The sequence below is a fragment of the Paenibacillus sp. BR1-192 genome (genome assembly GCF_029542445.1).
Taxonomy (GTDB): domain Bacteria; phylum Bacillota; class Bacilli; order Paenibacillales; family Paenibacillaceae; genus Paenibacillus_AQ; species Paenibacillus_AQ lautus_A.
In genome coordinates, this window is the sequence record NZ_CP120718.1 from 1700820 (window position 1) to 1714374 (window position 13555).

At 50.1% G+C, this 13555-nt stretch carries 11 protein-coding genes and 1 pseudogene; 8 read left to right on the forward strand and 4 right to left on the reverse strand.

What is annotated here, in order from left to right; genetic code table 11:
* Positions 1-60 precede the first annotated feature (60 nt).
* From P0X86_RS07205 to P0X86_RS33275, 6 genes and pseudogenes are all read left to right on the forward strand, one after another.
* Positions 61-438, forward strand: a complete 378-nt coding sequence (locus P0X86_RS07205; RefSeq protein WP_015733837.1) for a MerR family transcriptional regulator — start codon at positions 61-63, stop codon at positions 436-438.
* Entirely contained in the window at positions 435-755 is a 321-nt protein-coding gene (locus P0X86_RS07210; RefSeq protein WP_009595391.1) for a thioredoxin family protein, read from the forward strand. Before P0X86_RS07205 ends, P0X86_RS07210 begins: the two co-directional genes overlap by 4 nt.
* A gap of 141 nt (positions 756-896) precedes the next feature.
* Positions 897-1574, forward strand: coding sequence for a CPBP family intramembrane glutamic endopeptidase (locus P0X86_RS07215; RefSeq protein WP_277748218.1), 678 nt, complete (start codon positions 897-899; stop codon positions 1572-1574).
* Between the two features lie 86 nt (positions 1575-1660).
* Positions 1661-2068 (forward strand): MerR family transcriptional regulator, encoded by a 408-nt coding sequence (locus P0X86_RS07220; RefSeq protein ID WP_096775246.1) that lies wholly within the window; start codon positions 1661-1663, stop codon positions 2066-2068.
* A complete protein-coding gene (locus P0X86_RS07225; RefSeq protein ID WP_277748219.1) occupies positions 2055-2795 on the forward strand; it encodes an SDR family oxidoreductase in 741 nt (246 codons plus the stop codon). The genes P0X86_RS07220 and P0X86_RS07225 overlap by 14 nt, the downstream gene beginning before the upstream one ends.
* Positions 2796-2944: 149 nt before the next feature.
* A pseudogene (locus P0X86_RS33275) lies at positions 2945-4874 on the forward strand (PAS domain S-box protein).
* Positions 4875-4931: 57 nt separating this feature from the next.
* On the opposite strand, the gene P0X86_RS07240 reads toward P0X86_RS33275, so the two are convergent.
* From P0X86_RS07240 to P0X86_RS07255, 4 genes are all read right to left on the reverse strand, one after another.
* Positions 4932-6644, reverse strand: coding sequence for a cellulase family glycosylhydrolase (locus P0X86_RS07240; protein ID WP_277748222.1), 1713 nt, complete (start codon positions 6642-6644; stop codon positions 4932-4934).
* Between the two features lie 347 nt (positions 6645-6991).
* Complete coding sequence (locus P0X86_RS07245) at positions 6992-10471, reverse strand: copper amine oxidase N-terminal domain-containing protein (protein WP_277748223.1); 3480 nt, start codon at positions 10469-10471, stop codon at positions 6992-6994.
* Between the two features lie 174 nt (positions 10472-10645).
* Complete coding sequence (locus P0X86_RS07250) at positions 10646-11623, reverse strand: proline dehydrogenase family protein (RefSeq protein WP_277748224.1); 978 nt, start codon at positions 11621-11623, stop codon at positions 10646-10648.
* 81 nt (positions 11624-11704) lie between these two features.
* Positions 11705-12523, reverse strand: a complete 819-nt coding sequence (locus P0X86_RS07255; protein ID WP_277748225.1) for an AraC family transcriptional regulator — start codon at positions 12521-12523, stop codon at positions 11705-11707.
* Between the two features lie 160 nt (positions 12524-12683).
* Between P0X86_RS07255 and P0X86_RS07260 the strand changes: the two genes are divergently transcribed.
* Entirely contained in the window at positions 12684-13001 is a 318-nt protein-coding gene (locus P0X86_RS07260) for an ArsR/SmtB family transcription factor (RefSeq protein ID WP_015733844.1), read from the forward strand.
* Between the two features lie 66 nt (positions 13002-13067).
* Positions 13068-13550 carry an SRPBCC family protein gene (locus tag P0X86_RS07265; protein ID WP_015733845.1) on the forward strand — a complete coding sequence of 161 codons (483 nt, stop codon included), beginning with the start codon at positions 13068-13070 and terminating at the stop codon, positions 13548-13550.
* Positions 13551-13555 lie beyond the last annotated feature (5 nt).

The following is a 13555-nucleotide window of genomic DNA, read 5'->3' on the forward strand; positions in this document are numbered from 1 at the left end:
CTGACACTAGTGTCAGGGTTTACAATGAAATCGAATCGTTCGTCCAGGAGGTGTGAAAGCATGAAAATCGGAGAACTCGCGGCCCGTACCGGCGTCAGCATTCGTTCGCTACGGTACTACGAGCAGCAAGGATTGCTGACGCCGGTCCGAAACGAGAACGGTTATCGGGAATATTCGATGCTTGCGGAAGAGCAGGTGCGTACCATCCAGTTATATCTAAACCTTGGATTGACCACCGAGCAGATCGCCGGTTTCCTGCATTGCGTCCTGAAAAACAAAGAGGCGTTTTGTGCGGAGGTGTTCCCGATTTTTCGTCAAAAAATCGCAGAGATCGAAGCGCAGATTCACCAGCTGAATCATATCAAGATGAATCTGGAGGAACGCATGCAATCGATTCTGGATGAACGGGAATCGGAGGAAGCGGAGGAATGCAAATGAGTTTACCACGATTAGACGCAGGGAGCTTTCAAAGCTCGATCAACCAGAACGGGGTCACGCTTGTTGAATTCGGAGCGGCATGGTGTCCGCCCTGCAAAGTGCTGCTTCCCATTCTGGAAGAGCTGAGCCGGGAGGAGGCGGGTCGCCTGGACATCTATCAGGTGGATTGTGACGAATCCCCCGAGCTTGCCGCCCAATTCGGCATCATGTCCATGCCGACGGTGATTGTGTTTCATAACGGAGAACCGGCAGATAAACTGATAGGGCTCCGGCCGAAGAGTGTATACCAAGCGGCGCTGGGCCGTTATGTATCATAAAATGAATGAATAGCGAAAACGCCTCTGATGTCATGATGTCAGGGGCGTTTTCTTTTGGAGTAGAGGGCATTACGCCCGGCGTATCGAACTCTAATATATGGAAGATGAAGGGATGTAACCTGTTTAAAGGAGATACTTTAAATGAGATCAAGAAGGAAAATCGTTTCTCTTATGGCCATCATCGTATTTAGCTGTCTAGCCATGAGCTTGGTCGACGCGGTGATCCGTCCGGATTACGCCGTCAAATCCGCCATCAAAATCATCCTCTTTCTGACATTGCCGATTGGCTACGCCATCTTCGCGGGCGGGGTTCCGTTTCGCAGGCTGTTCGCGTTCGAGAGAAGGGGGCTCCTAACCTCCCTGCTGCTGGGACTCGGCGTATTCGCCTTCATACTCGGCGCCTATTTTGGGCTGGGGCCTTTATTCGACTTTACTCAGGTGACAGGGGCACTGGAGGATAATATGGGTGTCAATGCAGGCAATTTCGTATTGGTCGCCCTTTACATATCCATCGTGAATTCATTGCTGGAAGAGTTCTTTTTCCGCGGATTCGCCTTTTTTACGCTGAAGGAGCAGGTCGGGCGGAGGTTTGCATATGTATTCAGTGCCGGGGCTTTTGCCGTGTATCATGTTGCGATGATGTCCAGCTGGTTCTCGGCAGGACTGTTCCTCTTGTTAATCGCGGGGCTGGTTGTGGCGGGACTGCTGTTTAACTGGCTGAATGAGCGAAACGGCAATATTTACGCGTCCTGGATGGTGCATATGTTTGCCAATTTTGCGATCAATGCGATCGGTTTGATGCTGTTCGGGATGATTTGAGTGTAGGGTTTCGGGCTCCCTGGATAGCCTTGTAAAATGACGGATTGACCCTCACATGATGTGATGCTTTAAAATGCGGATAACCGATGAAAAAGGAGCTGCTTGGCGTGCATATTAGTGAATTGTCACGAAAAACGGGCGTAAGTCTGCGTTCCTTGCGTTATTACGAGGAGAAGGAGCTGCTGTGCCCGGAGCGTCTGAATAATGGCTATCGCGAATACAGGGAAACGGATATCGAGCGGGTCCGCTTGATCCAGATGTATTTTAGCCTGGGATTGACGGTGAAGGAAATTATGAGTTTTTTTCAATGCGCGTTCGATGAGCATATCAAAATCGAATGTCTTCCTAACGCCATTGAGGTGGGAAGGCGGAAGCTGGATGACATCCAGCTGCAGATGGAGATGCTGAAACAGGCGGAACTCCATTTGGAGAAGAGCATTGCGGCATGGGAGGCTATTTTGCATAAGGGGGACGGGCGTCGTGAACAAGGCTAGCGGGGAAGAGGTACAGCGAGTGGCCGTTGTGACGGGAGGCAACCGCGGGATTGGAAAAGAGATAGCAAGACAGCTCGCTGCCAAAGGGCTTCAGGTGCTGATTACATCCCGTGACGAAGAGAAGGGGAGGCTGGCAGTCCAAGAACTGCTTAACGAGGGGCTCCGTGTGATACTGCATGTAGCGGATGTCCATGAGGTCCGCGATGTGGCAGGAATGATGAATCGAATACAGTCTGACTATGGGCGCCTTGACGTGCTGGTGAACAATGCGGGGGTGATTTTGGATCGAGGGGTTTCTGTGCTCGATGTAGAGGAGTGGGTCGTGCGCGCCACGCTGGAGACGAATTTTTTCGGGGCTCTCCGAATGACGCAGGCTGCAATACCCTTGATGAAGCAGCATCAATACGGGCGTATCGTAAACATCTCGTCGGGTCTCGGAGCCTTCGAAATCATGCAGGGCGGTTACGGTTTACAAGGGGCATCCGCGGCATACCGCATCTCCAAAACGATGCTGAACGCGTTAACCTGTCTCGTCTCGCAGGATGTAGCCAATACCGGAATAAAGGTGAATGCGGTGTGCCCGGGCCGGGTTCAGACCGATATGGGAGGAACAGACGCTCCGTTAACCGTTGCCGAAGGGGCCGATACGGCGGTATGGCTGGCGACGATGGAGGATGATGGACCCAGCGGGAGTTTTTTTCGTGAACGGCAACGGATCGCTTGGTAATGCGGAACATAGTTCAGCTAACAATGGATTAAATCTATCTTATGGTATACCGATGACTCTACTAATGATTAGCAATATAAAATTACTCTGAAAAAACTCCTATTTTGAAGACGCTGATGTATAATAAGCGGTATCAGGAGGTGCAGAGTATGAGTGATATCAACATTTTCGGCCATCAGGCTCTGTTTGAACATGTCTACAAAAGTGCTCCAATTGGCATTGCCCTGGTTACGATAGAAGGAAGCTGGATCAGCGTAAATCCTGCGGCGTGCAAAATGTTTGGCTACACGGACGAAGAATTGATGGCACAGCCGGCAACCGATTATATTTATTCTGAATGCATTAACAATAAAGACAAGCTTTTACGGTCCCTAGATGAGGCGTCCTCAACCATTGCGGTGGAGAAACAACTCGTACATAAGGACGGCAATGTCATCTGGGCGTCGATACATGTTTCTCTGGTTCGCGACGATCAGGATCAAACTCCCTTGTTCTTCATTTCGCAAATTGTTGATATTACCGACAGCAAGGTAGCCGAGCAGAAGCTCCAGGAGAGCATTGAGCGATACACCTCGCTGAAGAAGTATAACCATGATGCGATTATTTCTTTCAATCTGGAAGGCAGGATTATTAACGGGAACCAGATGGCGGAGCAGCTGACGGGTTTTAAGATTCCGGAGTTAATTGGAACTAAAATCTCGAATTTGATCGGCGAACGCAATCTCGCCCGAGTGCTCTCTTCTGCGGCCGATTATGTTGCCGCCGAGAAGGGGATCAACTGTATCCATCACAAGGACGGGCATCAGGTTGAAGTGCTCGCGACGCTTGCTCCCATTGTCATTCATGGCAAGAATGTGGGGTTCTACATTATAGCCAAGGATATGACGGAGCAGAAAAAGGCTTATCATCGAGAAGGAAGCAGCCGAGAAGACGAATAAAGCCAAAAGCGAGTTTCTGGCGATGATGAGCCATGAGATCCGTACGCCGATGAACGGCGTAATCGGGATGACGGATTTGATACTGGAAACCGAGCTTGATGAGGAGCAGCGGGAGTACGTGCAGATCATCAAGAAGAGCGGGACAACCCTGCTGAACATCATAAATGATATTTTGGATTTCTCGAAGATCGAATCGGGCAGAACGGAGCTGGTGGAGGAAACATTCAGCCTAAGAACGGCCCTGTCCGAGACATTGAATATGATTCTTCCGAAGGCGCTGGACAAAAATATTGAGGTGACCACCTCTGTAGCGTCCGACGTGCCGAATCAAGTTTATGGGGACGTGACGAAGCTGCGGCAGGTATTAATGAACCTGCTCAGCAATGCCATTAAATTTACGCCGAACGGTGCCGTTTCGATCTCGGTTCAGTGTGTCAGGAACCAAGTTAACTCGAAGCTCATACAATTCTCCGTTACGGATACGGGCATAGGGGTGCCAAGCGAGAAGATTGCGCAGCTGTTCGAACCCTTCTATCAGGTGGATCATTATATGACGCGGCAGGTGGAAGGAACGGGACTCGGGCTGGCCATATGCAAAAAACTCGTTCAGTTGATGGGCGGGGATATCTGGTATGAGCGAAATCCGAATCAGCAGGGGTCCGTCTTTACGTTTACGGTCGATTTTTCGTTTAATGCAAACGCGGGCAACATGCCGGAGGCCGGGACGGTTCACGAGAATCACTCCGACGGCAGCGATCTGAAAATTTTGATTGCTGAGGATAATGAGGTGAACCAATTAGTCCTCAAGAAGATGATTGAGAAGCTGGGGTACAATTCGACTACCGTTCTCAATGGGCTTGAGGCGGTAGAGGCCTTTAAGCGATATCCGTATGACATGGTGTTCATGGATATACAGATGCCCTTCATGGATGGCATGGAAGCGGTCCAGCTCATTAAGGAATCGGCCCCGCCCGATCATCAGCCTTATATCGTGGCCGTGACGGCCCATGCGATCAAGGGGGATCGCGAGAAATATTTAGGAATGGGCATGGATGAGTATGTCAGCAAGCCTGTCAGCTTGAATGTCATCTCGGCCATTATCGATAGGTTTCTGGCTGAACGAAATATTGCGCAAGCCTAAATAGACAAAAGCTCAAGTGATTTCACTTGAGCTTTTGTTATTCCCATGCAGCATAACCTATGAGGTGCTGCCGGTCACGCTGCTGCCGTTCTTCGTTAGGTTGTAGGTAATGACCTCGCCGCTCCAGAAATGAAACTTGAGGATGACTTCTCCGTCTCTGACCTCGTTAAAAAAGACAGGTTTAAGCTTGATTTCATGGCTTGCGTAGGATGGGGAAAACGTGTATTCAAATTCCTTGAAGGAGGTCCAGTCCTGCGGCCCTGCATTGCCTCCCGATGCGTAAACAGCCTCCATCGTGGCCAGCTGATCCCCATTGAACGTCGCGGGAATGCTGAACGAATCAGTGGTTCCCTGCGTGCTGCGCAGAACAGGCGTATCATGATAAACAACCCTGAAGTTCCAGTCCGCGCCTCGGTTGAACTTGGCCGTCAGTACGGCATTCACTCCGAATTGTCCGGATGAAGTCAGCCTGGACAGCAGGCTGGATGTAAACGTAATCGTATTTCCGTTCAGCGTGTAATCCTGCCCGGCGACTAACCACTGTCCGTTTGAGCGGATTTCGGCCAATGCGTTGCCGTTCAAGTTCAATGGGATGCTTTGATCCTGGACCGCCGCTCCTTTTTTCACAAAAATCAGATCGGTATCAGCCGTGGAAGAACGTCCGCTCCAACCAGCCTTCATGATATTGTACAGCTCCGGATCGGACCAGGTGAAGGCGGTTCGCTTAAAGTGCTGGCCGTTGTCCCATAACATATGGGTAATGTTCTTCTGTTTGAGATAATGGGTCAGATATTCGAAGAACTTCAGTTTCTCGCCCTGCTCAATGACCCCTGTGCTTTGATCGAAGCCAAGCAGCCCGTATTCGCCAAGGATAACGGGAATCCCTCTAGCGATAAAGGTGTCATATACATGGTTGAACGTCTGATCGATATCGTTTCGGGTATCCGTCTCAAAACGGGTATACCCCGCGATGTTCACGCTGAACGGCCAAAACCCATAATAATGGACGGTGGCGATGAGATTGGCATCATTCAGCTTGGTCATGGTGTTGTACAGCTCGTTCATTCTAGCTTGAGTCGGGGATGCCTCAAGAGTAGAGAGCACAAGCGGCCGGGTCGCGTTGCGTGCTCCAGATCCGCGGACGATCCGATGGAACGACGTTTGAAGCTCATCCAGCATCTGAAAGGCTTTGGACTCGTCGGTGGTCCCGCCATCCGAGAAGCGGGGTTCATTGACGCTTTCAAACATCAGCTTGTTCGAATGGGTACGGAAGCGCTGGGCAACTTGAGTCCATACGGCGTTGTACTTGGCAATGACTTCGTTGCGGTTGTTCTCCATATGGCTGATCCACAGCCACGAATCGTGATGGACATTGATCATGACGTACAGATCGGCGTCCAGAGCCCAATCGACAACCTCCTCGACCCGGTCCATGTAAGAGGCGTCGATGGCATAACTCGGTGCACTGCCGATGTGATGGTTCCAGGTTACCGGAATGCGGATGCTCTTATATCCCTGTGCCGCAATTTGGTCGATCAGCGCTTTGGTGATGCGCGGATTTCCCCATGCCGTCTCGTCAGCTCCCACGGCATCCAGCGAATTGCCCAGGTTCCAGCCGGGTTGCATATCATTGACGTAGGCTTGGAGATTTTTCTTTGGATGCTTTGGATGTTCGTGTTTCGCTGCGGATGCGTATGAAGGGAACAATGAGATGACCAGAGAAACGATGAGAGCCAAGGAACAGATGGATTTCTTATTGAGGTTTATCATTAGCATCTCCTTTGTCATGAAGTTGTGAAGCGGTATTTTCACTAGATTCATTCAATAACCGTTATCCGTTGTTGAGGACCTAGCTGCAACATTGGCTATAAAGGTTAGGCTTCACCTCCAAACGATGTTTTTGAAAGCGCTTTCTAATAATAAATTATCATATTTTTCCATGGGGAAGTACCCGGATAATTCATCTTAAAATCATGTGAAAATTAGTTATGAGATGCAAGAAAGAGTTCTGATATGGGGGCTTGATGGAAGAAGCGGATAAAAAAGAGCCGTACCTCATCGTCTTAGTGATGAGGGAACGGCTCCCTATATTAAAGCTTATTTTGATGCGCCTTGGATTAAGGCGTTTTCTTTAATACAACAAGCGTTTTGGACGCTTCGGATAAAGGCGTTGCGGATTGTGCGCTCGAAGCAAGTTTCTTATCCTGGGATTGCACGGACAGGACATAAACGGCGTACTTCGCATTGTCTTTAATGTCTTTACCCAGGGCATCCTTGGCAGGGATATCGATGAGGGTCGAGACATCTTTGCCATCCGGTTTTATTGTTGCATTCTTATCTTCTTTGGCAGCGGCGTCCGTTGCTGCTTTAAGATTGAAGGTCTTGATGTTGTCTTCCTCTACAAACAACAGGCGGTAAGCCGTAATGCCTCGCTCATCGATCGCCCTCTTGAAATCGACTTGAAGCTTCCCGTTTGCATCCAGTTTGGCTGTAACGGCCGTGGTTTGGAGCGGGTTCGGGATTTCGAATTCTTTGGACGATTTAGACATAGCATTTGTGGTTGAAACTGTACCATCGGCTACGACAAGAATAAATACTTTGTATTTATATCCGGATTTAATGTCCTCACCGTTGATATCTTTAACTTTATTTGACAGAGTTTTCTCTACCTTACTGTTTGTTGGTTCAACTTTAGTGTACCAATCCACATTGGTTATTCTATTGGCATCATCCAATCCAAATCCTTGATCAGATGGTACCACCATAATTCTGTATTCTGCGATGGTGCCTGCATTGGAGGCTGGAGTGAATCTAACAACAATATCACTGGCATTCCCGTTGGTGCTTTCAATCCCGGCATACACATCCGAAGGAACCGTGACGGCCGTACCCGTAAGCTTGATAGGCGCCGATGGTGCAGACAGGGCATTGCTTATGGAACCATTATTGCTTACGGACAGTACGAATACTTGATAATCCACCGAATTGCGAATCGGCTGACCTTCGACGTCTCTTGTTTCAGCTCTCAGAGCTTTACTGAAATCGAAACCGACCGGTACACTATCATAGTTGTCATTACCTACATTGTTAGCTTGAGCTACAGTAAAGCTGCCGGCGTTGGTTTGTTTTACGACCATGATTCGGTACTCTTTGATATTGGCTTCATGTGCGGCTTTGGCGAATGATACTTTCAAGTCGCTTGCGTTATTATTGTCTCCCACATCCGCTGCTGTAACGTTCGTTACTGCCGCTACCTGGGTCACGCCTTGAATCGTAACCGCATTAGAGACCGCCGAAAGCGCGTTGCTGTAATTCGAATAGCTGTTGCCTACAGACAGGACATACACGCGGTAGCTTGAACCTCTTTGAATGAGGGCTCCATCGCTATCCTTGGTCGTGTTAACCAAATCCCGAGTGATGGTACCGCCGGTTTTGTTAACCAACGTGTAATACCCGTTGCTGTAAGCTTGCGACACGTTCAGGCTTTGGTTTGACTTTACGACAATCACCCGGTAATGGTCGATGTAGCTTTCGCCATAAGCAGGACTGAAGGTGACTCTCAGGTCGCTTCCGTTTCCGTTATTGCCGTTTAGCGTCAGGGACGGCGTGGAAACAGGGTTAACGTTCTGATTGGCGTTCCCAAGCGTAATGGAAGCATAGTCAGATAATGCATTGTTACTGGTCGAATATCCTACGGACAGGACATAAACGCGATAGCTGACGCCATTGCGAATCAGTTCTCCGTCAATATCGCGGCTGCCTGAATTCAGCACCTGCGACATGTAGTTGCTGCTGCTGTTGTTCTTGCTGATTTGCGTATAATAATAGCTGCTTAAATTGGTTGCCCTGTACAGATCAAAATAACTATTCGATGATTTAACAACGAAGACCTGATAATGGCTAATATTCGATTGATCGGACGGGCGATAGAATGACACCTGCAGGTCGCGACCGTCATTGTAGTTGTTCACGTCGGTGACGGACAGGCTGGTAACCGCGCCCACATTGTAGCTGGAACTCAAGATGATGGAGCTTGATGGAGCGGACAGCACGTTGTTATTGGCGTTATTGTTGTCCACCGCCATGACGAATACGCGATAGTACACGCCGTTGCGAATCGTTGCTCCATCCACGTCTCTGGCGCCCGATGACAGCGTCAGGTTCGTGATGTTATTGCCGGTTTTATTGACATGGGTATAGTAGTTGTAGCTGGAAGCCGTGTTGGCTCTGCTTAGGTTAAAGCTGCTATAATTGCTGTCCTTTACGACAAACACGCGATAAGAATGAATGCTGGATTCGTTGGACACCTTGTTGAAGCTTACGCGAAGATCGCGGCCATCACCGGCATCGCCGATATCCGTTACCTGCGTGATGAAAGGAACCGTTGTATTCCCCGTGCTGAGGGTGATGCTAGCCGAACCGGACGAGAGGTTGCTTGCAAGCACGCTCTCGTTGCTGCTGACAGACTGAACGAATACGGTGTAAGCGACTCCGCTGCGAATGAGCTCGCCTGAGGTATCGCGGGCGGAAGAGCTCAGCGTCGTGGACAGCGTTGTGTTCGTCGTGCTAGTTTTGCTTACCGTTGAGTAATTTTGGCTGGATACAGACTTGGCTGCGGCCAGATTGAAGTTAGCTGCATCCTTCGTTTTTACGACAAACACGCGGTAGTTGCTTACATTGCTCTCGTTTTGGGCGCGCGTGAAGCTGACCTGAAGATCACGGCCATCGCCGTAGTCGCTCACATCGCTCGCTTTTACGTTGGTTGCGCCGTTCACCGAATTGGTGTTGGTCAGCGTCAACGACGGGGAAGCCGAGGAAAGGGCATACGTGCCGCCTGTTTTGCTGACTGCCAATACATAAGCCTTATAAGCTTGATTATCGCGGATAAGGTCACCGTCCACATCCTTTGAGCCGGATGTAAGAGTCAGCGTCGGATCCGAGCCGGATGGATATACCGTGGCGTAAGCAGCGGAGGACACGCGCTGTGCCTCGGTTTGGTTTAACGTCTTGGACTGCTTCACAATCATGACGCGGTAATGCGAGATTAAAGGTTCGGTCGACGATTTGGAGAAGCTGACCTGCAAATCACGGCCGTCGCCGGCATTGCCGATATCCCGAAGGGTCACGTAATTCACCGGTGCGATCCCGGTATTGTTCCCGCCGGAATTGTTCGTCGTGGTGACGGTAACGGTTTTCGTTTTGGAATTCCAGCCGATTTTTTGGCCGAGGGCTTCGCTTACGAAGCGGACCGGCACCATGGTGTTGCCTTTTAAGTTCTTCGCCGGTACATCCAGCGCTACCGTCTTGCTATTGATGGTGGCCGTCTTGGAGTTGATTTTTAGGATGACGGTTGTGCCATCCTTGACCGCCGTGACGGTTTTCGTTTTTTGATTCCACTTGACCGATGCGTCCAAGGCTTCGAAGATGGATCGCATCGGAAGCATGACGCGCCCCTGGATCATGACAGGCGCTTGAGGCGTATACAGCTTGACGCCGTCAATCAAGACGCTGATGTTCACTGCCGCCTGGGCCTGCGATTGGAATGTCATGGGGATTAACAGTATAGCTGCTAGCAAGGCAGTCCATATTCTTTTCACACACTCAACCTCCTGAATTCGCTTTGTTATTATTTTCCTCTACAATATGACGCATTCGTCCAGAATAAAGTTTCATCTATTACATCGGCATTCCGAAAATATTTTTTAGTACCAGATTATAAATAAGGGAAGAAACAGCGCATATTCGCCGTTTCTTCCCTCGTTAATTGTTGATCAATATTGGGTGATGGGCTCGGTGCCGCCCGCAATCGACCGGGTCACCGCATCATAGATATTCGGCGGGTGCTCGGCGATTCGGTGGCACAAGTACAGGAACCACTCCTCGCCGTATGTCAGGTAGATTCGGACGGGGAAGCCGTCGTCCTTCAGTTGCTTGGCAAGGTCCGTTCGTATGCCATACAGCATTTCAATTTCAACGGCTGCGCCGCGATACACTTCGTTGCGGGTCATATGCCGCAGGATAGATTCATCATGAGTGGCGACCGATACCGGCCTGCCTGCCTGAACGCATACATCCACCATTTGAATATATCTAGAGGTAAGCGTCTCGGAACGAGGAATATAGTGTCCCTCTTGTTCCTGATAGGCGCCTTTTACGATGCGGATCGTGCCGGAACCGTAGGTAAGAACTTGTTCGAGATCTTCCAGGGTTCGGAGTAGCTGGGCTTGCAGCGTGATGCCGACATTCGTGAACCGGGCCGATATTTTGCGATACAGCGCAAGGATGGCATCCGTTTTGGCGGACTCCTCCATGCTGATGACCAGCTCCAAACCGGCCACCTCTGCTTGGCTGGCAAGCCCTTCAAGATGCCGGTAAGCCAAATCCTCGTCTACCGATAATCCGATATGGGACAGGTCGAGCGAAATACGGGTGCCCGGCCGGCCTTTCGAGCAGGCTTCGATTAACCGGGAGAACTCCTGGAAAGCCTGCGTGCATTCGGTTTCGTTCAGGGTATTCTCACCGATATATTCCAGCGAAGTCTGATAACCTCGGGCATCCAGCGCATCCCGGCAGAACAAACCTCGTTCCAGCACGTCTCCCGCGACAAAACGCTCCGCTGCACGCAGCAGGATCGGATACCATTCGGCGGATTGCCGGACGTATTGTTTGAGCTGAAGGTTACGGGCAACTGACTTCAGAGCGTCGGCAAAAGCCCGTTCAGATAAAGAATCAGATAAAGAATCGTTCAAGTTAAACACCTCGCAACATTGGGATCTTCATGATTCTATCAGCGTCTGCGCGAGGCGGTATTGTATAAAATAGCGGTTAGTTTAAGATGATGCCGCTTTTGCATACCGAAGAGGCGTTGTCCCCACGCACCCGGCAAAAGCTTTCGTGAAATGGCTCTGATCGTAAAACCCGGACTCGGTAGCAACGTCGGCGATGGCTTTCCCCTGCAACAGCTGCTCTTTCGCGTAATTGATGCGCAATAAATTTTGGTAGGCATGCGGAGCAAGATGATAGGCTTCCGTAAACATCCGAATGAGATGGAATTTGCTGATCCCGGATATGTCCTGCAGGGTATCGAGTGTAATGCGGTCTTTGTAATGATGATCCAAATACTGCTTCGCTCGAAGCATAGCCCGGGATTCATGCACATTGCCGCCAGGCACCGAGGCGCTTTCCTCCTGAAGCAGGCCGGTTTCCCGCATTAATGCCATCAGCATGGATTCAATCTCCAATGGAGTGGCTTTTTGCTGAAGCCCAATTCTGCAGGAATGAACCAGATTTCGGCAGCGATCGTTTTGATATTTCGGCAGCAGGATGGGCATATCGGATTGGGAGGGATGATAGCGGGCAGGCGCAGGGTCGAGCCACCGGGGATGGATAAAAACCATCGTATATTTCCAGTCGGCGGGATTCTCGGGATGGCAAGCATGAGGGAGCAGCGGCGGGAAATGCACAATATGTCCCTGAGCAGCCTCATACCGTTTCCCGGCAGACCATATGCGGGTAGCCCCTTGCTCAATGAGACCAATGGAGATTTCTTCGTGAAAATGCTTTTTGTAGGCCAGATGATCCAAAGCATCGCATTGTTTGATTTCCAAAAACGGCAGAGCAGGGTCGCGCAAAAATATAATATCGGGCATTTTCGTCACTCCTCCTTTTTGACTGTGGCATTCCCGTATTACCGTGTTAAAACCGGACATCAATAGCTACATTATAAAGAAGGCGTTATGTTTGTTCAAAGACGGCGTGAGCCTATTATATAACTTTACGGAAATATAACTGTATAGTAATATAATAAACATGTTGAACGACAACCTTTTTGAAGTATTGGCAGAGCCGAACCGCAGGACGATATTGGACTACCTGCGCGTGAAAGAGTGTACGGTGGGGGAGATTGTAGATCTCATGCAGCTCAGCCAACCCGGCGTGTCCAAACATCTGCGCATTTTGCGGGACGCTGGCCTTGTCTCGCTGCGGAAAGAAGCACAGAGGCATGTGTACAGCCTGAATGCCAAGCCTCTGGAGGAGATCCACGACTGGCTGGAGCCCTATCGGCAGTTCTGGACGAACAAGCTGGATGATCTGGAGAGGCTGCTGGATGAGGATGAAGCTCCGTAATCTTCCTAAGGCCGCCGGATTGGATGATCCATTTTTGAATCAAACATTCCATGAGGAGGATGAGTGATGCTGGCTGTTGTACGGCAAGACGAGTTCGGAACGACCGTCCGATTTGAACGCCGCCTGAAGCATTCGGTTGAGAAGGTGTGGTCCTATCTGACGGATAATGACAAGCTGAAGCAGTGGTTTTCGGAGCTGAAGGTGGAGGATTTGCGCCAAGGCGGAAGAATTACCTTTGACATGCAGGACGGAACGTTCGAGGAGTTTGAGATTACGGACTATCGGGAGTTATCGGTACTGGAGTATACGTGGGGAGAGGACCGGGTGCGTTTTGAGCTGCATCCCGAGGCCGAAGGCTGCCGTCTGGTGTTGATCGAGACGATAACGAACATCACGGATCATACGCCGAAGGATATTGCCGGTTGGGACGTATGCCTGGACGTCATTGAGGCACTGCTGGATGGCAGGACGCTTGAATCGCGCAAAGACGCCTGGTCCGAAAAATACGAGCAATACGTTCACGTATTTGAACAATTGCCCCGAGCATAAATTTT